This window comes from Myxococcales bacterium (assembly GCA_016703425.1).
Taxonomy (GTDB): Bacteria; Myxococcota_A; Polyangia; order Polyangiales; family Polyangiaceae; genus JADJCA01.
On record JADJCA010000012.1, the window covers coordinates 206154 to 224248 of the forward strand.

At 69.1% G+C, this 18095-nt stretch carries 18 protein-coding genes; 9 read left to right on the plus strand and 9 right to left on the minus strand.

Annotation, left to right across the window (positions count from 1 at the left end):
* Positions 1-26 precede the first annotated feature (26 nt).
* From ribA to IPG50_23790, 4 genes are all read right to left on the minus strand, one after another.
* Positions 27-707, minus strand: a complete 681-nt coding sequence (gene ribA / locus IPG50_23775) for a GTP cyclohydrolase II (protein ID MBK6695203.1) — start codon at positions 705-707, stop codon at positions 27-29.
* A gap of 162 nt (positions 708-869) precedes the next feature.
* Entirely contained in the window at positions 870-1724 is an 855-nt protein-coding gene (locus tag IPG50_23780; protein MBK6695204.1) for a helix-turn-helix domain-containing protein, read from the minus strand.
* A 59-nt stretch (positions 1725-1783) separates the two neighbouring features.
* Positions 1784-2827, minus strand: coding sequence for a DNA polymerase III subunit delta (gene holA, locus IPG50_23785; GenBank protein MBK6695205.1), 1044 nt, complete (start codon positions 2825-2827; stop codon positions 1784-1786).
* Positions 2824-3630: a hypothetical protein gene (locus IPG50_23790; GenBank protein ID MBK6695206.1), complete on the minus strand. Its 807-nt coding sequence runs from the start codon at positions 3628-3630 to the stop codon at positions 2824-2826. The genes holA and IPG50_23790 overlap by 4 nt, the downstream gene beginning before the upstream one ends.
* 69 nt (positions 3631-3699) lie before the next feature.
* On the opposite strand from IPG50_23790, the gene IPG50_23795 reads away from it, so the two are divergent.
* Positions 3700-4719, plus strand: coding sequence for a bifunctional riboflavin kinase/FAD synthetase (locus IPG50_23795; protein ID MBK6695207.1), 1020 nt, complete (start codon positions 3700-3702; stop codon positions 4717-4719).
* Positions 4720-4882: 163 nt separating this feature from the next.
* Here the strand turns inward: IPG50_23795 and IPG50_23800 are convergent, their stop codons facing one another.
* Positions 4883-5797, minus strand: a complete 915-nt coding sequence (locus tag IPG50_23800; protein MBK6695208.1) for a LysR family transcriptional regulator — start codon at positions 5795-5797, stop codon at positions 4883-4885.
* A 118-nt stretch (positions 5798-5915) separates the two neighbouring features.
* Between IPG50_23800 and IPG50_23805 the strand changes: the two genes are divergently transcribed.
* On the plus strand, positions 5916-6791 hold the full coding sequence (locus IPG50_23805) for an NmrA family NAD(P)-binding protein (protein MBK6695209.1): 876 nt from the start codon (positions 5916-5918) through the stop codon (positions 6789-6791).
* A 17-nt stretch (positions 6792-6808) separates the two neighbouring features.
* On the opposite strand, the gene IPG50_23810 is transcribed toward IPG50_23805, so the two are convergent.
* Positions 6809-8251, minus strand: a complete 1443-nt coding sequence (locus IPG50_23810) for a hypothetical protein (protein MBK6695210.1) — start codon at positions 8249-8251, stop codon at positions 6809-6811.
* Positions 8252-8438: 187 nt separating this feature from the next.
* Between IPG50_23810 and IPG50_23815 the strand changes: the two genes are divergently transcribed.
* Positions 8439-9638, plus strand: a complete 1200-nt coding sequence (locus IPG50_23815) for a DUF4912 domain-containing protein (protein MBK6695211.1) — start codon at positions 8439-8441, stop codon at positions 9636-9638.
* 27 nt (positions 9639-9665) lie between these two features.
* On the opposite strand, the gene IPG50_23820 is transcribed toward IPG50_23815, so the two are convergent.
* Positions 9666-11378: an acyl-CoA dehydrogenase family protein gene (locus IPG50_23820; GenBank protein MBK6695212.1), complete on the minus strand. Its 1713-nt coding sequence runs from the start codon at positions 11376-11378 to the stop codon at positions 9666-9668.
* A 374-nt stretch (positions 11379-11752) separates the two neighbouring features.
* Between IPG50_23820 and folP the strand changes: the two genes are divergently transcribed.
* The 4 genes from folP to IPG50_23840 are packed head-to-tail and all read left to right on the plus strand — an operon-like array spanning position 11753 to position 15030.
* Complete coding sequence (gene folP, locus IPG50_23825; protein ID MBK6695213.1) at positions 11753-12604, plus strand: dihydropteroate synthase; 852 nt, start codon at positions 11753-11755, stop codon at positions 12602-12604.
* On the plus strand, positions 12601-13752 hold the full coding sequence (locus IPG50_23830) for a TIGR00159 family protein (protein MBK6695214.1): 1152 nt from the start codon (positions 12601-12603) through the stop codon (positions 13750-13752). Before folP ends, IPG50_23830 begins: the two co-directional genes overlap by 4 nt.
* 4 nt (positions 13753-13756) lie before the next feature.
* The gene (locus IPG50_23835) at positions 13757-14683 is read left to right on the plus strand and encodes a YbbR-like domain-containing protein (protein MBK6695215.1); all 927 of its coding nucleotides are present in this window, start codon (positions 13757-13759) and stop codon (positions 14681-14683) included.
* The gene (locus IPG50_23840) at positions 14680-15030 is read left to right on the plus strand and encodes a hypothetical protein (GenBank protein MBK6695216.1); all 351 of its coding nucleotides are present in this window, start codon (positions 14680-14682) and stop codon (positions 15028-15030) included. Before IPG50_23835 ends, IPG50_23840 begins: the two co-directional genes overlap by 4 nt.
* Before the next feature lie 5 nt (positions 15031-15035).
* On the opposite strand, the gene IPG50_23845 is transcribed toward IPG50_23840, so the two are convergent.
* Positions 15036-15794 (minus strand): helix-turn-helix domain-containing protein, encoded by a 759-nt coding sequence (locus IPG50_23845; GenBank protein ID MBK6695217.1) that lies wholly within the window; start codon positions 15792-15794, stop codon positions 15036-15038.
* Positions 15795-16111: 317 nt separating this feature from the next.
* Between IPG50_23845 and IPG50_23850 the strand changes: the two genes are divergently transcribed.
* Both IPG50_23850 and IPG50_23855 read left to right on the plus strand, forming a co-directional pair.
* The gene (locus tag IPG50_23850; protein ID MBK6695218.1) at positions 16112-16390 is read left to right on the plus strand and encodes a hypothetical protein; all 279 of its coding nucleotides are present in this window, start codon (positions 16112-16114) and stop codon (positions 16388-16390) included.
* 74 nt (positions 16391-16464) lie between these two features.
* Positions 16465-17004 (plus strand): zf-TFIIB domain-containing protein, encoded by a 540-nt coding sequence (locus IPG50_23855; protein MBK6695219.1) that lies wholly within the window; start codon positions 16465-16467, stop codon positions 17002-17004.
* Positions 17005-17017: 13 nt separating this feature from the next.
* Here IPG50_23855 and IPG50_23860 read toward each other — a convergent pair whose 3' ends face one another.
* Entirely contained in the window at positions 17018-18019 is a 1002-nt protein-coding gene (locus tag IPG50_23860; GenBank protein ID MBK6695220.1) for a formylglycine-generating enzyme family protein, read from the minus strand.
* Between the last annotated feature and the right edge of the window lie 76 nt (positions 18020-18095).

Here is an 18095-nt window from a genome sequence, read left to right on the forward strand (position 1 = left end):
CGAGCGCTAGGGTCGCAGGGGTGCCACTATTCGGCGTCGCCGGAAGCTAGCTTCAAGGGCGGATGCGCGAAGGCCGTCGGCGCGTCGTGCGGCAGATCGTGCTTCATGCGAACCCGCTTCGCTTCCAGGTAGCCCTGCGAGAACGGCGTTGGCGCGATGACCACACCGACGCGCCCGTCGACGCGCACGCCCAGGGCACGAAGGCCCGCGACCTTCTCCGGGTTGTTCGTGACCAGGAGGATGCTGGCGACGTTGAAGTGCCGCAGCAGATCGGCGGCGACATCGTAGCGGCGCGCATCGTCGGGGAGGCCCAACATGCGGTTTGCGTCGACGGTGTCGTGGCCGCGAGCCTGGAGCTCGTAGGCGCGGATCTTGTTGGCCAGGCCGATGCCGCGGCCCTCCTGCCGTAGGTAGATCACGGCGCCGCGCCCGCGCCGTCCGATCTCGGCCAAGGCGTGCTCGAGTTGCTCTTTGCAGTCGCATTTGAGCGACCCGAAGACCTCGCTCGTCATGCACTCAGAGTGGACGCGAACGAGCGCCGCCTCGCCGGAGATGTCTCCCATCGCGAGCACGACGTGCTCCTTGGTGAGGCCGTCGTCCGTCGTTTCTTCGAAAACGTGCGTCGTGAAGGTTCCGTGGCGCGTGGGTAGCGGGCTCGAGGCAAGCCATTCAAGGCGAGGCCGGATCACCCGAGGGGGGACGTGCATCTCTTCGTTCTCCTTCGATTCCGCCGGTTTGGCGCAGACGTTCGTGAGGTCCTTCTGGTTGCCGAGCAGGGGTCAGGTCGTTTAGCAGAAAGTCGCTTCGAGGCCCCTCGGAAAGTAGGGCCAGCGAGGCCCCCCGTCAAAGGGCGCAGCCGGGGCCACGAGCTAGGCGCGCGCTTCGTCGCGGCCGTTTCGGAGGGCCAAAACCAGTCGCTCCAGCGAGCTGAAACACTCCACCGACGCGGGCAGCGCGACGAGCTTCTGGAAGCCGGCGCCCCCGGTCACGATGCGGGTGCGGCCCGGGGGCGCGGCGTCGGCGACGATCGCGAGGTCCGCCGCGAGGCCGGCGGCATCCGCGCATTCGGAAGCGCTCAAGACGAGCAGCGCTGGCGCATGGCCCGCCACCATCATGGCGATGTCCGATGCGGGCACGGTTGCGCCGGCGGTCGCGACGCGAAATCCCTCTCCCGCCAGCACGATGGCGGCCATGCGTACGCCAAGCTCGTGGCGCTCTTCACCGAGGCAAGCGCACAACGCTCGTCCGCGGTCTACGCGCGAGCCGCGCTCGACCACGGGCCGAAGGCGCGCCAACATGTCCCCCACGGCCCCCGACGCGATGTGCTCCTGCGCCGCGCTGAGCCGCCCCCGAGCCCAGCTTTCCCCGATGTCCGCGAGGGCCGGCGCGAAGACCCGGTCGAACGTCTCGGCCATGGAGGCTCCTCGCAGGCGCTGGCTCGCGACGAACGAGACGAGCCCGTCGACGTCGGCGTTGAGGGCCAGAGAGCGCACCTCCGTTTGCTCCGTCGACAGCGTCGTGACCGAGCCGACGTCCATCGGGGCGTCGTCACGTTGATCGGAGAGGAACGCGCGAACGTCGCGCAGCCGGAACTTGCGGTGGCCGCCGGCGGTCTTGAAGCACTTGAGGGTCCCGGCGTCGGACCAACGCTTGACCGTCGCCTCGCTTACGCCGAGGAGTGCCGCGACCCGATTGGTGGACAGGATGTCCATGCCTTCGATCATGGTCGTTTTGGGCGTTTTGGCAAGGGCGAATGAGCGGTTTGCGCGGCTGTGCGCTTTCCTCAGCGGCTCGCGGCCTTGCTGGCCGCGGGACCCGCCGGACGGCAGAGCCGCGTAAGCATCTCCTCGAGGACGGCGTCCGGCGGTCGCCGCGAGCCCTTCAGCGCGAGATCCGCTTCCGAGAGTACGAGGAGCCACCGCTCCACCTCGCGTGACGGGACGGCTGAGGCGAGCTTGCCGAGTTCCCGCGCGCGAAAGGGCTGGAAGACGCCTGCGCGCTTGGCCGCCTCCTCGGTCGAGGCGCCGCCGGCGAGCTCCGCCTGGAAACGGGCCAGCTGGCGCAGCGACCACGCGAGCGCGCCCAAGAGCGGCAGGCCTCGATCGCGTGGATCGAAGGCGTCGGCGAGGGCCTTGAGGCCCGCTGCGAGGTTGCGATTTCGAACCGCCTCAACGACCGCCCAGGTGTCCTGCGCTCGGATGCGCGTGATGGTGTGGCCCACGGCGGCCTCCGAGAGCGGTTCGCCGGGGCCCACGTAGAGCGAGAGGCGCTCGAGGGCGTCGGCCACCGGGCCGAGCTCGGGACCGACGAGCTCCGCCAGAAGGTCAGCCACCTCGTGCTCGATGGGATGCCCGAGGCCACGCGCGCGCTCGCTGATCCAATGCGGAAGCTCGCGACGATCGAGCGGCGTGCAGTCGACGGCAAAGCCCTGCTTCTTGGCGATGGCGGCGAGGCGACGACGCCCGTCGAGCTTGCCCGCGGAGAGCACTAGGCAGGTCTCCGCAATCGGAGCCTGCACGTATTCCGCGAGCCGATCGAACGGCGCAGCGTCGCCTTCCGACGCCTCCCATCGCTCGAGGCTGCTGACCATCACGAACCGCCGTGGTGCCATCATCGGCACCGTTCGCGCCGCGGCGATCACCTTGGAAACGTCGGCCTCCCCGGCGGTGAAGCGGTCCTCGTTGAACGCTGCGATGCCGGAGCCCAGGGCCGCTGCACGCAGCTCCTTGATGACCTGGTCCCGCAGAAACCGCTCGTCACCGAACACGAGGTAGACCGGCCTTAGGTCCCCTCGCTTCGCTTCCTCGAGGGCCTGCGCCGGGGTCACTCGGCGCGGCCTCGACGACGTCGCGCGAAGGCGAACAACGCCATGACGGCGCCCGCGCTTTGCAAGAGGCCGGGCACCGAGGCGCCGCCGGGCACATCGCAGCCGCATCCCTTCGGGCGCTCCTTGATGGTCTCCTCCGGCGTCTTCTCATACGCGTCCTTCGAGACGAAGGGCGCCGCCGTTCCAACCGGCGTGACCTCTTGCGACTGCATCTCGAACTTCGAGTCGTTCTCTTCCTTCTTCGGTTTGCCGGTCTCGCCGTCGTTGACCTTCTCGATGCCCTTCTTCTTGGCGTCGAAGGTGATGCTTCGACGATCGACGACGGGGTTGTCGCCCTTCAGGATGACCCGCATCTTGCCGCCGATCTCGGTGCCGTCGGATGTGCGCAGCTGGAGCTCGTATTCGCCGGCTTCGTAGCCGCGATCGCGCGGCAGCGAGAAATCGAAGCTCGTGCCCTTCCAGATCTTGCCCATGGCGTTGGTGAAGCTCACCTCCATGCTCTCGATCTGCGGCGGCTGGTTCTTGAGCGCCACGCGGTTGATGACCGGGTCCTTGCTGCCGTCGATCTGCGCGCGCTCGTAGACCATGGTCTTCGAGAAGATGAACTTCATAGGCACGTGAGCCAAGGACGGCGCCTTGGGGAGCTCGACGGTCACGTGGATGCGCCACGCGCCACCGTTCTCGGTGACCTCGTTGTTCTTGAGGCGGGCGCTGCCGGCCGCGCGGGCCGAGCCCGCGAACAAGAGCGTGGCCAGGAGGGTCATCAGCGCGGTGATGGAGAGCCTTTTCACGAGGGCGAACATGGCCGCGGAAGATAGACCGATCTCGCGTCGAGATCGAGGTCGCCGGCATAAATGGTAAGAGTGCCAGCGATGGCTCCCGCAGCCCCCACGGACGGACGTTTTGCCCTTCGAGCGCGCCGCATCGTCGGCCCGCCCGCGCCGGCGGCCCAGCCCGACCCATGGCCTGAGCGATCCGTCGTGGTCATCGGCAACTTCGACGGCGTCCATCGCGGTCATCAATCGGTCTTGGCAGAAGCTCGCCGGCTCGCTTCCGCGCAGGGCCTTGCGACGGTGGTCCTCACCTTCGATCCGCATCCCGCCGTCGCGCTCGGACGCGAGCCGCCTCCCTGCCTCACGGCCATGCCGCGCCGCGGTGCCCTCCTGCTCGCGGAGGCTGACCGCGTGGCCGTGCGTGAGTTCGATCACGCGTTTGCGCAGACGAGCCCGCGCGAGTTCGCCGAAGGCCTCTTGGTCCAAACGCTCGGCGCGAGAGTCGTCGTCGTGGGTCAGAACTTTCGTTTCGGTCACGCGCGCGCCGGCGACCTCGACATGTTGCGCAGGTTCGGCGAAGCGATGGGCTTCGAAGCGGTGGCGCACCCCCTCGCAGAAGACGCGCTCGGCCGCTTCTCGAGCTCCCGCGCGCGGCAAGCGGCCATCGGCGGAGACACGCGCACGATTCACGAGCTGCTCGGGCGCCCTCACTCCTTCGCGGGCCTCGTCGTCACGGGCGCGCAGCGCGGACGCTCGCTCGGCTTTCCGACGGCCAACATCGCGGGAGCCGTCGAGATCGTGCCGCCGCGGGGCGTGTACGCCGTGCGCGTCCTCGGCATCGAGAGCCAAGAAGGCTCCCTCGCGGAAGAGGCGAGCGTGCTCGGCTTCGGCGTGTTCAATCGCGGCGTGAGACCGACCGTCGCCGACGGCCTCCGCGAGAGCCTCGAGGTGCACGTCCTCGATTTCGAAGGCGACCTCTACGGCCGGCGCCTGCGCATCGAGATCCTGGAGCGGCTACGAGACGAGATGCGCTTCGACGGCCTCGACGCGCTCAAGGCGCAGATTGCACGCGACGTCGCTCTGGCGCGGACGCTCTTCGAGCGGCCTCGGCCCGGCTAGCTCGCGCCTCCGAGTGTGGCGAACGAGTGTGGCGAATCGAAGATTCGCCATCGCGTCGAGATGGACAGTGGAGCGAGCAGAGCAGTGGCAAGACCGCAGAATTGCACGTCCCTCGCAGCGCATGGGCCACGCAATTCTGCCGATGAACTTCTGATTCACCACACTAGAGGTCCGCTGCGGCGCGTCGGACGAGCGAACGCAAGAGCTCGTGGGCGCCGTCTCGGTCGTAGCGCTGATGCCACAAGAGGCGCATCTCGAAGTCGCGAACCTTGAGCGGCGGCGCAAGGACCCGAAGTGGCAAGTGCGTCGCGGCTCGCTCCGCCACGCGCGCGCCGACCGTCGCGATGAGGTCTGACGATGCGACGAGGTGCGGCACGACGAGGAAGTTCGGCACCGCCACGGCCACGCGACGCGTGAGGCCTCTTTCGGCGAGCGCTTCGTCGACGACGCCGCCCCGCGTACCGCCGGGAGCGATAAACGCGTGGGGTAACGACGCGTAGAGCGCGAGGGGCAACGTCTTCTTCACCAGCGGGTGACCTTTGCGAACGATGACCACGAAGCGCTCACGAAAGAGGCGCTCGGAACGAATGCCCGGCGGCGGCGTCGCGTCCGGGGTGATGGCGACGTCGGTCTCGCCGCCAAGGAGCCGGCCCCGAATCGCGTCCTGGCCACCCTCACGGACCCAAAGGTCTACCGCCGGCGCTTCTTCGGCCAACAGGCGCGTGAGCCCTGGGAGCAGGACGAGCTGCGTGTAGTCGGCGGCGCTTATGGTGAACGTTCGTCGCAACGTCTTCGCGTCGATGGTCGCCGGTGGCGCGAGCACCTGACCGAGCCGCTCTAGCGCGTCGCGTAGCGGCTCACGAAGTGCCTCGGCACGGGGCGTCGGCAGGAGTCGGCGACCGGACCGTACGAAGAGAGGATCGGCGAGTCGATCGCGCAGCCGAGCCAGCGCGTGGCTCGTCGCGGACTGGGATAGACCGAGCCGGCGGCCGGCGCGCGTAACGTGAGCGTCGTCGAGGAGCGCGCCCAGCACCAGCAGGAGATTTAGGTCGACGCCCGAGAGATGCGGCTGGTGCATGTTTGTCATGACAATAATGCATTGGATGGATGAATAGAACGGCCTCAGAGTCCCCGTGCTCGACGCCGCAGCCCAGGCGGGTTCGCTCGGCGGGCGCTCATTCGTGAAAGGGAACGTCATGATCGTCGTTACAGGCGTTACGGGAAACACAGGCAACGTCACCGCTGACCGCCTCCTCGCGCGGGGCGAAAAGGTTCGCGTCGTGGTGCGCGACGCGAAGAAGGGGGCGAGCTTCGCCGCGCGCGGCGCGGAGGTGGCGGTCGCTGACCTTGGTGATCGCGCGGCCCTTGCGGCGGCGCTCCGCGGCGCCGACTCGGCGTATCTGCTCTTGCCGCCGAACCTCGCGGCGGCCTCTTTTCGCGGCTACCAGCGCGATACCGTGAAGGCCATGGCGGCGGCCGTGGCGGACGCCAACCTCCCGCACGCCGTGCTCTTGTCGTCTGTGGGCGCCGAGCTCGAGGGCGGCACGGGACCCATCGTCGGCTTGCACGAGGCGGAGGAAGAGCTCGGTCGGGTGCCAGGCCTCTCGCTCGCGTCGCTCAGGGCGGCCTACTTCATGGAGAACCTCGGCGCTTCGCTCGGCGCGCTCGCGCAAGATGTCCTGCCGAGCTTTCTCCCTGCGTCCTTCCCGATTGCGATGGTCGCCACCAAGGACATCGGAGAGCTGGCGGCCACGCTCCTCGTTGAACGCGCGAGGGGGGTCACCAACCTCGGCTCCCCGTTCTCCATGAACGACGCGGCCGCGGCGCTCTCTACACTGACAGGGCGAACGATCCAGGTCGCCGAAGCGCCTCTCGCCGCCATGGCCGACACCCTCGCCGGCTACGGCATGCCCAAGGAGATCGCGACCCTGTACCAGGAGATGACCCAGGGCATGGCCCAGGGGCGCATCCGCTTCGACACCGCGCATCGGACGCTCGCGGGCCGCACGGGCCTCCTGGAGGTCTTGCGCGGCCTCATGCCGCAGGCGAGTGAGCGAGCAGACGCGAGCTAGGCGCTGGCGCCCTCACCTCAGTGAGGGCTCGCGCTCGCGCACCCCTCACTGGGAAAGCAGAAGCTGAACTGGCCGTAGGGCAGGCAGCCTTCGTTGGCGTGGGGGCAGGGTGACTTGCAAGCGACCGTGGCGCTGTTGAAGTCGTTGGCGCTCGAGCCGCAAGAGCGCTGGTAGCCGTTGAACTGGCCCGGGTCGCAGGTGCCGCAGTTGGTGCAATCGCAGCCGGCGATGCATTGGTAAACGTCGAGCTCGTGCACCTTGCCCATGCAGACCGTGCCCGTCGGGCACGCTTGTCCGCCGGTGCCATCGCCGTTGTCGCACTTCTTGCCGAGGCACGCCGAGCAGCTTGCGCCGGCGGTGCAGCTCGCGGCGCCGCTCGCGACCCACTCGACGGTGCCGTTGCCGTCGCCATCACGGCACACTTCGTAGCCCGTGTCGTCGGCGCTGCAGCGGACCGCGCCCTTGTCCTTCAGCGAGCGGTCCCGGTCGATGCAGCGGATCTTGTCGAGCGGCGCGCAGTCTCTGCCGTACTGAACGTAGTTGCCTTCGCAGTGGCATTCGGCGCCGAAGAATGGCTGCCCGGAGAAGCACGTGCCGTGGCCGCCGCAGGTGACCCCGTCGCAGGCGCTGCCGGTCACGGGCACGCAGCCCCCGTAGGTCTCGTAGTAGCCGGGCTCGCACTGGCAGTGCTGGCCGCCCTCCCATGCAAAGACGCAACTCCCATGAGCGCCGCAGCTCTTGGTGCAAGCGGCGCACGTTCCCGTCGTCGTATCGCAGCCCTGTCCCGCGGCGGGGCACGCGGTGCATTTGCCGCCGCAGCCGTCGGCCTCGCCGCAGCTCTTGCCGCTGCAGTTCGGCACGCAAACCGACTGGCACGCCTTCGCAGAGACGTTGCACGTTTGCCCCGCGGGACACTGGGCGCAGGTGCCGCCGCATCCGTCGGAGTCGCCGCAACCCTTGCCGACGCAGCTCGCGCTGCAGGACGCCACGCACTGCTTCGACGCCGTGTTGCACACCTTGCCGCCGGAGCACGCGGTGCAGACGCCGCCGCAGCCATCGGAGTCGCCGCAGCTCTTGCCGGTGCAGCTGCCGGTGCACGCGGGGTTCTTGCAGGTCCACGAAGCCGGATCGCAGGTGAGGCCGCTGGCAGGGCAGCCGGTGCACTTGCCCCCGCATCCGTCGGAGCCGCCGCAGGTGCGGTCCACGCATGAGGGCGCGCAAGCCGCAGGCCCGCCGTCCGGCGCCCCGGTGGCCGTGACGGTCGCCGCTTGGGGGACGCTCTCGGGGAGCGTCGCGCCGGCGTCGCCCCCTTCGCCGCTGCCATTCGCAAACGCCACGTCGTCGTATCCGAGCATCGAACCGCAGCCGGTCAGCGAGGCCACCAACGTGACCAAGGCGGCCCAGGCGGAGATCGGCGCAGCCCAGCGGAGCGGCCGGGGCGAGAGCGACGCTTCGTGCATGGCCCGTCGAGAGCAGGCCCCGTTCCGGCCCCCCGGACGGGACATTTTGCCGCAATGGCGCTTTACCGGATCCGCGGGGGCGGCCCACGCGTACACGAAGTGCAGCCGGGGGGGCCGTCCCACGGCCGCTCGCGTGCAAAGTGCCCTTCCGCTTGCGGCCGGACAAGCGGACCGCGAAGATGCCGCCATGAATCGAGACGAGCTCGAGGCGCTGGACCGGGACACCCTGATACGGCACGCGGAGGCTTCCGGCGTGCCCCGAGCGCGCGTCCTCACCAGGCCCGAGCTCGTCGACGAGTTGCTCCTGCGTCAGGGAAATCCGACGGACCCGCGCACGCGAGCCGCGAGGGGGCTGTTCGGGCGCGCCCGCGATCTTTTGGCGCGTGTCATCGAGCGCGGGCTCCACTTGCCCGACGCGGCGGAGATGGTTCGCGCGACGCCGAAGGCCTACGCGCCTCCGCCTGCGTCCACGGCGGCCGTTCCCACGGTGACGCTCGCTGAAATCTATGCGGCGCAGGGGCACAAGGACCGCGCGATGGATACGCTCCGTCGCGTGCTCGAAGGCGAGCCGGAGCACGCCGCCGCGCGCTCGCTGCTCACCTCGCTCGAGGGAAAGGACCTTCCTCCGCCGATCTTGCCGCCAGAGCAAGATGAGCCGGCTCTCGGTGCGTCGGAGGGCACATCGGAGGGTGCGTCGCAGGGCCTTCGCGTCGACGTCGCCGAAAGCGACCCGAACAAGCCGTTCTTGCTCGACGACGAGCCGCTCCCGCATCGTTATGACGTCGACGAGTGCGTAGCCATTCCCGTCGACCCGACCACCATGTTTGTCTACTGGGAGATGCGCGAGTCCACCCGCGCGCACCTCCAAAAGACGCGCCCCGGCGGCCACATCACGCTGCGTGCGCTGGTCGTCGTGGCCACGTGGGACGGCCCCCGCGTCGAGGTGCGGGATTTTCCCGTCAACGCCCCGCTCGGCGACTGGTTCATCCGCGAGTTGCCGCGCGGCGCCGTGGTTCGCGCGGCCGTCGGCTGGCAGCTTGGCGGCGCCTTCGTTCCCAGCGCCCATTCGCCGGCCCTCGAGACCTTGGTGAAAGACCCGTCGCCGCTCGTCGCGCAAGAGCTCGTGCGTTGGACGCCCGAGGGCGTAGAGCCGCTCGGTGAGGGCCATGGCGAGCTCCCTCTCGTGCAGCGCGCGATGGCTGCCGCGACGGCGCGCCTCCGCCGCGAGAGCGCCGAGGCCTTCGCGCTGCGCGCCGCTGGCTTGCCGGCGCCCGGTCGCGGCGCCGATGGCCTCGCCGCTGGCGTTGGCGTCTCGTCGATGGCCGCGCTGGGCGTCGGCATAAGCTCGATGGATGCCTCGCGCCGCTTCGAGTCGAGTTCGGCGTGACGACGCCAGCGGCTCAGCTTTGACGCTCTACAGAATGTCCAAGGCGTAGCCGCCGTCGTCGTAGGCGCGACTCGCCACGGACTTGCGGAGCTCGTCGTCGTTCATGGCGAAGGCCGCGACGTTGAGGGCCAGACGTCGCTCGACGGTCGTCGCGAAGATGCTCGTGAGATCACGCTCCCGGCGCGAGCCCTCTACGCCGCGCCGCTCGATGACGCGCGAGGTGCGAGCCACGACGGCGGTGAGCGCGTAGAGGTCCATGGCCATCTCCGAGAGGCGCCGCTGCGTGAACTGCATCTCAGCGATGTGTTTGCCATGCTTGAGCAGCGCTCGCTCCGCGGCCCGCGACAGCTCGAGGACGTAGCCGTCGATGAGGGCCGCCTCCCGTGCCAAGACGGGGTGCGCCTTGCCCAAGCGCTCCCGGCCGAGGGCGTCACGAGCTCGCTTGAAGGCGAAGTCGCTGAGGGCGCCGATGCCGCGCACCGGCGCCTTGAGCGCGCGCTTCATACCTTGAAGCTGGTCTCGTGGCCCTTCAAGGCCCGAAAGAGCGATGTACGAGCGAAGGATCTCACTGGTGCCCTGCAAGACGAGTTGGATGCGCGAGTCGCGCAGCATGCGCTCGTAGGCGTGCTCCTGCATGTAGCCGATGCCTGCGGCGACCTGGAGCGTCTCGCCGACGACGCGCCAGAGCGTCTCGGAGCCCATGATCTTGCACGCGGCGGCCTCGATGCCCACGTCCTTGACGCCCGCATCGACGAGGTGCGCCGTCAGGTAGGTCGCGCTCTCGAGCGCGAACGTGTCGGCCATCATCGTGGCGATTTTGTCTTTGATGAGCCCAAACTCGCCGATGGATCGCCCGAAGGCGCGCCGCTCGCCGGCTCGCGCGACGGCAAGCTTGATGGCGTGTTTGGCGGCGCCCACGCAGCCGGCGGCGAGCGTGATGCGCCCGACGTTGAGCACCTCCATCGCGACTTTGAAGCCGCGCGTGGGGTCGCCGAGGACGTTGGCGTCGGGAACGAAGGTGCCGTCGAAGGCAAGCGCCGGCGTCGAGACGCCGCGGATCCCGAGCTTAGGGGCGTCTTCCCCGACGGTGACACCGCCGGCCCCGCGCTCGACGATCAGCGCGATGATGCGCGGCCGCTTGCCGTCGTGCTCGGGGCCGGTGCGTGCAAAAACGACGAGCACGTCGGCGACGCTGCCGTTCGTGGTCCACGCCTTGGTGCCGGTGATGCGGTAACCGCCGGGGACGCGCTCGGCGCGCGTGCGAATGCTCGCGGCGTCACTTCCGGCGCCGAGCTCGCTCAGCGCAAACGCGGCGATTTTCTCGCCGCGCGCCAGGGCCGGTAGGAAGGCTGCCTTTTGCGCCTCCGTGCCGGAGGTCAGAAGGCCCATCAGACCGATCGATTGGTGCGCCCCCACCACGACGGCCACCGAGGCGTCCAATCCGGAGAGCTCCTCAATGACGCGGGCGAACCCGCTGAGCGTGAGCCCCGAGCCCCCGTAGGCCTTGGGCACCAACAACCCAAAGAGGCCGAGGTCACCGAGGCCCCTCAAGACCTCCGGAGGGATGTGGGCTTGCCGGTCGATGGCGGCCGAGTCGACCTGGCTTTTGAAGTACTTCCGGGTGCTCTCGATGAGCGAATGCACCCGCGCGGCCTCTTGCGGCGCGAGCTCCGGGTAGGGAAACAGCAGCGCGTCCGGCACCTCGCCGAGGAAGAACGCTTTGAGGAGCGACTCGGGCATGACTCGAGGGGGACGGACGTTATACCGCTCGTCACCGCCGCGGATCGAGCTTTCTACCGGACCGTCACAGGACGCGAAGCGCGAAGTCGCCGACGCAGCGAAACCGCCCCACGGCGCACGTTTTTCCCCAGTTCCATCTTGCCCGGCGGCATGTTGGTTGCTACCCAAACTAATGGTGCCTCTTTCGGCACGTGGCCCTGCTCCAAGACCTCCCGTCGCATCACGTCGGGAGCACGCGGTTGGGTGACGCGCCGGGCTCGCTCGGTTGAGGCCCGCGGACGGTTTTGTCGCTCTTGGGGGTCCTTTTCTTGTCGAAACGGGACGTGTTTCTTGCAGCGCTGCGCGGCGCCACCTCCACGCGAGGTGCGCTCCTGATGGGCGTGTGCAACGTCACGCCTGACTCCTTCAGCGACGGCGGCGCGGCTTTCGCCGAGGCTGACGCTTGCGCCGTCATCGATCGCCTCGTGGCGGAGGGCGCCGACGTGATCGACATCGGCGGCGAGTCGACTCGTCCTGGCGCGGCTACCGTTTCCGACGACGAGCAGCTGCGGCGCGTTCTTCCTGCCGTTCGCTACGCGTGCGCGCGGTCGGCCGTTGTCTCCATCGACACGCAGAGCCCCGCCGTGGCCGAGGCTTGTCTCGCCGCCGGCGCCCACGTGGTCAACGACGTCTCCTGCCTTCGCGATCACGACCTCGCCAGCGTGGTCGCCCGCACCGGCGCGGCCTACGTGCTCATGCACGCGCGCGGCAAACAAGAAGACATGCGTGGCTTCGGGGGCGTGCCCAACGACGCCTACGGGGACGTCGTCGCCGATGTGCTGACCGAGTGGCGAGCCGCCGCTTCCGTAGCCACGAGCCTCGGCGTCGACGCGCGCGGCATCGTCTTCGACCCGGGCCTCGGCTTCGCCAAGAACGCCGTGCACTCGGCGACGCTCTTGGCTCGCGTGGACGAGCTGGTCCGCGGCGCTGGGCACCCCGTCCTCGTAGGGGCGAGTCGCAAGTCTTTTCTAACGCTCGCCGACAAGGGTGCCGCTCCGCTCGAGCGCGTCGGCGCGTCGGTCGCAGCAGCGCTCGCCGCCGTCGCGAAGGGCGCCACGCTCCTTCGTGTCCACGACGTCCGCGCGACGCGTCAAGCGCTCGATCTCGGGCGCCGACTCGCGACGCTGCAGGTGCCGAACGATTCGACAGCGACGGCGCGCTCTCTTACCGGAAGGGAGCTCTCGTGATCCCCGAGGGCCTCCGTCACCTCTTTGCGCCGCGACCATGGACGCAGCTCGGCATCGACGTGCTGGACCTCTTGGTGGTCACCTACGTCATCTACCGCGCGCTGCTCGTCCTCCGGGGCACACGGGCCATGCAGATGGGGACGGGCCTTGGCGTCATCTTCCTCATCTACGTGGGCGCCAAGTGGGCCGGCTTGCTCACGCTCTACAACGTCCTTTCGTCGCTGCTCTCGTCGGCCATTCTGATCATCGTCGTTGTTTTCCAGAACGACATTCGTCGCGGCCTCATGCGCGTCGGCGCGCGCGCGTTTTTCGCCGGCATGTCTCGGCAGCAGGAGTCTCGCGTCATCGACGAGATCGTGGCGGCCGCCACCGAGCTCGCGCGCCATCGCATGGGGGCGCTCATCTGCTTCGAGCAGGAGGCGAACCTCGACGAGTTCGTCGTGAGTCAGGGCACCGACGTCGACGCGCAGGTGCGCCGTGAGCTCCTGGTGGGCATCTTCGTTCCGGAGAGCGTCAACAAGCTCCACGACGGTGCGGTCGTTATCCGCAACCTCCGCATCGCCAAGGCGGGCGTGTTCTTTCCGATGCCCGACACCAAGATCGTCGACAAGTCGCTCGGCTCGCGGCACCGCGCTGCGCTCGGGATCACGGAAGAGACCGACGCCGTCGTTGTCATCGTATCGGAAGAGCGCGGCACGATCGGCCTCTGCTTCAGTGGCAACATCGTGTCCAACCTCGACGGCGCGTCGCTGCGGCAAGCACTCCTCGGGCTCTTCGGTCAGCGCAAGAAGAAGAAGGACAAGAGCCCCGCGTCGCGAAAAGGCGACAAGACGGGCAGCTACCGCATCTCGATCCCGCCGCCCACGCCCCGAATGGAGACGCCGGCCGCCGACTTCATTCCTCGCCCATCGGCGCTGCCGCGGTTGAGCTCGGTGCCGCCGGCGCCGAGCCGCCGTGACGACGAGCGCTCCGATCGCCCCGACGCGCCCCCCATGTCGAAGCCGCTCGCGCCCGCCAAGCCCATCGAGCAGGCGAAGCTCGTGACCCCCGAACCAGAGCCGCGCAGAGCCATCCCGGAAGCGGCGGTCAAGTTGGCGACGCCCGCCAAGGCCGAGCCGACGCCAGTAGCCCACGAGGGTGACGAGTAAGCCGATGGCCATTGGACTCGACGTTCGCTCGGCCCTGACGGAGAACCTCTATTTGAAGTTCTTGTCGTTCGCGCTCGCGCTGCTGCTCTATTCGTCGTTCCACGGTACGCAAGACGCGCAGCGATCGATCTCCGTCAATTTGCTCCTCGTCATGCCGCAGGACAGTGGCAACCGTGTCCTCGTCAGCCCCGTGCCGGAGACCTTGCGTCTTACGCTGCGGGGACCTCGCTCCGCGCTCGATGAGCTTCGTGCCGACGACGTTGGCAACATCCAGGTCGTGCTCCGTTCGAGCTCGGAGCGTCGCGTCCGCCTCGAACCAGCGATGGTTCACGTGCCGCCCAACGTGCGCGTCGAGCAGATTGACCCACCGACCATCGACCTCAACTGGGAGGACGTGGTCGTTCGCGACTTGCCCGTGCAAGTCAGCGTCGTCGGCTCGCCGGCTCAGGGGTTCGTGGTCAAGAACGTGCCCGTCGCCGAGCCGGTTCGGGTCCGCGTGCGGGGTCCCAAGAGCGAGATCATGGTCCTGCAACACGTGCGCGCCGATCCCTTCGAGGTCGCCGGTCTCGTCGAGGGAACGTACACGCGGCAGCTCGCGCTTGATCGGCCGCGCGGGCGCGTCTTGATGGATACGTCCTCGCAGAGCGTTCAGGTCACGACGGAGATCGCCCGCGAGGTCGTCGAGCGCTCGTTCGTGAAGCTCCCAGTCGCGGTCGTTGGCAATCCCAAGGCGAAGGTTCAGCCGGCCGAGGTCGACGTTCGCCTCGTTTGCCCGACGGACATCGTGCGCGCCCTTCGGCCCGAGCAGATCGTCCCACACGTCACGCTCCGCCCCACGACCCCGAACGGCAGCGAGTCTCTTCCCATTGAGGTGTCCGTCGACAAGTGCGAGCCGCACATCACGCCGCGGACCGTCGTCGTGCGCTGGTGAAGGCCTTCACCCTTCTGTCGCTGATGGCGTTGGCGACCAAGCTCGTCACCGGGTGTTCGCCGGAGGCTTCCAAGGAGCCGGGCCTCCCTTGCGACAACGCGATCCAGTGCCGTGAAGGCTACACGTGCTTGGCCTCCAAGAACGGCGTGTCGGGTCAGTGCATCGAGCCGGTCTGCAGCCGTGCTTGCAAGGTCGACGGGGACTGCAAGGGCATTCGCGTCGATGCCGCGGGAGGCGAGTGCTTCGTTTGCCGTGATGTGTCGGGGTGCAAAAGCGGCGGACCCGGCTACTCCGCCGAAGCGGGCGCCGGGTCCTTCGCGTGCGTTGATCGGTGCGTCGCGCAGTAGCGACTTCAGCTCTCGAGAGCGACGGAGCCCGCGAGGGCGTGACCTGAGCGATTCGACCGAAGGTGCGGACGAAGACCGAGGGCACGCAAGGTCGACATCGCTACGCGAACCCGCGCGAGGCCCGCAGCGCGCAGGATCCGCTCGCCTGGCCATCCGGCGTCCATGAGCTCGGTCGACGTCACCGTGGTGCCAGCTCGCAGCGCGAGCGCTTCGAGAATTCGACCGAGAGTGGGCCGGTTCGTGAGGTCGATGCGGCGGCCGCCGCTCTCGAACCAGGCGCCCGCGCGGCCGACGCGTAGCGGACCTGCGTCGCACTGGGCAAGGTCGAAGTGGCTGCCGGCGGGAACCACCGCCGAGTCGCGCGGCCGCGACTCGGGAGCGCGCTCCGTCTGGCCGCCGCCGGACAAGAGCACCGTCGCGTGGGGCGTGGCCGCGAGCACCAAGGCCATGAGGGCGCCGGCTTCGTGAGGCGAGAGCGAGGCTTGCGTGACCACCACGCTCGAGAGCGAGAGCTCCGCGAGCCGCGCCGCGAGCCGGTCCCTCGTGGAGCCGCTGGCGAGCGCGTCGAGGCGAAGGGCGTGGGCCGCCTCGCCGAAGAGGTCGTCCTCCGTCACGGGCCCGAGCAGGTCAACGCGGAGGCGTCGACCGTCAAGCTGGACCTTCACGGCGGGCACAGCCCGCAGCGGCGCGCGCTCGCTGAATTCTGAGCCTTCGAGGGTCGAGAGAGAGTCGGCGAAACTCGGGGCGGCGGGTAGGAGGAACATGACCATCCCTTCAGCAAGCGCCGGGCCGGAGCGTAAATGCGTGAAAGTTCTCGTCGCCGCGGTCTCGAACGCACACGGGGTGCAAGGCTCCCGGGGACTTCGACGAACGGATTTGCACACGAAGCACCGCCGTTTCGGGAGGGGGTGGGGGTCAGAGGCCTCCGCCGCCGCACGGGCCGCTCCCGTGGCGGAGCACACGAGGTCCCTCCCGGTGCGCGCGCGCACGCCCCGCCCGCGCACGCCCGCGAATCGACTTGGTACAAAGCGCCGTCGGACGCCGCCGGCGCGAGGGCACGGGCGTTGCGCAAGGGGACCCCATGATCAGCAAACCCGCTTGCGTCGCATTCGCCGCCCTCGTCTCCATCGCCAGCGTCAGCATCGGATGCAGCGCCTCCGATGGCGCGGCATCAACCGAAGAGAGCCAGGACTCCGCCGTCGACCCGGCGCTCGTGGACAGCGCCGAAAGCGGGCACGTCGACCCCAAGATGCGCTTCTTCTTCGAGCACGGCTGGGCGTGCTTCGAGGCGGGCTCGTACTGGACTTGTTGCACCACGTTTCCCAGCGGCCGCAAGGCGTGCGTCGACAGCGACGGCTAAGGCCCGAATCGCTCGGGGGCCGCACGAGCCACATTTGCGCGCCGCACCAGCCGTCGCGTAACTTGGCTCTCCTGATGGAAAGCCTTGCCCCCCGTTGCAGTCAGCCGCTTCGAAAGACCGGCATCGATTGGGTCTTCTCGTGCGGTCGCTGCGGCGGCATCTTCGCGGCTCGAATCGTAGGGCCGCTCGGTCAGGGAGTGGTGGCGGCGGCGACGGCGGCCAGTGAGTCCGCAGCGACACGCGTCGCGACGGCTGCGCCCGTGGCGTGCCCGACGTGTCGCCGCCCCACGACGCGCGAGACCTTTCGCGGGATTGACGTCGACCGCTGCAGCGCCCACGGCATCTGGTTCGACCGCGATGAGATCCTCCACGTGATGAAGGGCGAGCGGCCGGGTACCCTCAAGGGCCTCGGCGGCGTCGGCGCGGGCCTCGCCGCCGCCGCGGCCGCATCGACCGACACGTCCCCGACGCGCGCGCGCGCCGCTTCGTCGATCGATCTCGCGGATGTCGGGCTCGAGACCGCGCTCCCGGTCATCGAGGCCAACGTCGAAGCCGCCGACGCGGCTGCGTGGATGCTCGTCGACATGGTGGCGGGCCTCTTCGACAAGGAGTGACTCGCGACTCCACCTACGGCGACCGCGCGCAACGAAAGCCTGCCATCACGAGCCGGAAGCCGCCCGGGTGATGCACGCGGTTGGTGACGCGCAGGCCCGGTCCGTCGTAGTTGAACGCTCCGCCGCGCAAGACGCGCTCGCACGTCGTCGGGATCGGGTTCGACCCGGTGAAGCCCTGTTTGCCACCTCTGCGGAGCTCGTCCTGGCTGGCCAGGATCGCCTTGCAGTCGCCCGGCTCGCCGCGGTCTTTGCCGCTTCGTGTGTAGGCGACGGGATCGTATTCGTCCTCTGTCCACTCCCAGACGTTGCCGGCGAGATCCTGGTGGCCGAACGGTCCTCGCCCCAAAGGATGAGCGCCAACATCGTCCGTGGCGCCGCTCCCGAGCGCGCGTCCGAACGTCGCGTGGGCCCGCGTCGGCGCGTCGTCGCCCCAAGGAAAGCGTCGTTCGTCGTCGCCGCGCGCGGCGCGCTCCCACTCGGCTTCCCGCGGCAGGCGCTTGTCTCGGAATCGGCAATACGCTGAAGCGTCATCCCAGCTCACGCCGACGACGGGCTGCGCAGGGCGACGAAACGAGGCCTCGGGGCCCGCGTGGTTCTTCGCGGCGGCTCGCGGGTCGGGCGGCGCGCAGGCCTTGGCGTGGACGCACTCCGCGTAGGCCGCGTTCGTGACCTCGGTCTCGTCCAAGTAGAAGGCCTCGAGCGTGACGCGGTGCTTTGGGCGCTCGTCGGCTTCGCCGCCCGCGTCGGCGCCCATGGCGAAGGAGCCGGCGGGGACCAAGAGCATCCCAACGGGGGCGCGAGGTGGCCCCGTGTCTGCATCATCGGCGTCGGCCGCCGCGTCGCCTCCTCGAAGGGGGGAGGGCGTGCGGCTCGCGGGGGCGCCTTCCGGGGCAACGCGGGCGACGGGGGCGACGGGGGCGCTCGCGGGGGCCGGCGGTGCCGCGGGCGCGTCCGGCGCGCCGCCGCTGGTCTTCGCGCAGCCAATCAAGAGCACCAAGCCGAGGGCAAGCCGCACGCGACCTTCTAGCGCGAATCGAGCGTCTTCGAAAAGGAATGGGGGTCGACCAAGGCGACGACCCGTGGCAAAAAGC

What these genes read in the sequence shown, in the direction of transcription:
- IPG50_23810 (MBK6695210.1), bottom strand. Translation starts at nt 8,251, where the DNA reads ATGCACGAAGCGTCGCTCTCGCCCCGGCCGCTCCGCTGGGCTGCGCCG.
- IPG50_23780 (MBK6695204.1), bottom strand. Translation starts at nt 1,724, where the DNA reads ATGATCGAAGGCATGGACATCCTGTCCACCAATCGGGTCGCGGCACTC.
- folP (MBK6695213.1), top strand. Translation starts at nt 11,753, where the DNA reads ATGGGCGTGTGCAACGTCACGCCTGACTCCTTCAGCGACGGCGGCGCG.
- IPG50_23850 (MBK6695218.1), top strand. Translation starts at nt 16,112, where the DNA reads ATGATCAGCAAACCCGCTTGCGTCGCATTCGCCGCCCTCGTCTCCATC.
- IPG50_23815 (MBK6695211.1), top strand. Translation starts at nt 8,439, where the DNA reads ATGAATCGAGACGAGCTCGAGGCGCTGGACCGGGACACCCTGATACGG.
- IPG50_23805 (MBK6695209.1), top strand. Translation starts at nt 5,916, where the DNA reads ATGATCGTCGTTACAGGCGTTACGGGAAACACAGGCAACGTCACCGCT.
- ribA (MBK6695203.1), bottom strand. Translation starts at nt 707, where the DNA reads ATGCACGTCCCCCCTCGGGTGATCCGGCCTCGCCTTGAATGGCTTGCC.
- IPG50_23845 (MBK6695217.1), bottom strand. Translation starts at nt 15,794, where the DNA reads ATGTTCCTCCTACCCGCCGCCCCGAGTTTCGCCGACTCTCTCTCGACC.
- IPG50_23855 (MBK6695219.1), top strand. Translation starts at nt 16,465, where the DNA reads ATGGAAAGCCTTGCCCCCCGTTGCAGTCAGCCGCTTCGAAAGACCGGC.
- IPG50_23820 (MBK6695212.1), bottom strand. Translation starts at nt 11,378, where the DNA reads ATGCCCGAGTCGCTCCTCAAAGCGTTCTTCCTCGGCGAGGTGCCGGAC.
- IPG50_23835 (MBK6695215.1), top strand. Translation starts at nt 13,757, where the DNA reads ATGGCCATTGGACTCGACGTTCGCTCGGCCCTGACGGAGAACCTCTAT.
- IPG50_23790 (MBK6695206.1), bottom strand. Translation starts at nt 3,630, where the DNA reads ATGTTCGCCCTCGTGAAAAGGCTCTCCATCACCGCGCTGATGACCCTC.
- IPG50_23800 (MBK6695208.1), bottom strand. Translation starts at nt 5,797, where the DNA reads ATGCACCAGCCGCATCTCTCGGGCGTCGACCTAAATCTCCTGCTGGTG.
- IPG50_23795 (MBK6695207.1), top strand. Translation starts at nt 3,700, where the DNA reads ATGGCTCCCGCAGCCCCCACGGACGGACGTTTTGCCCTTCGAGCGCGC.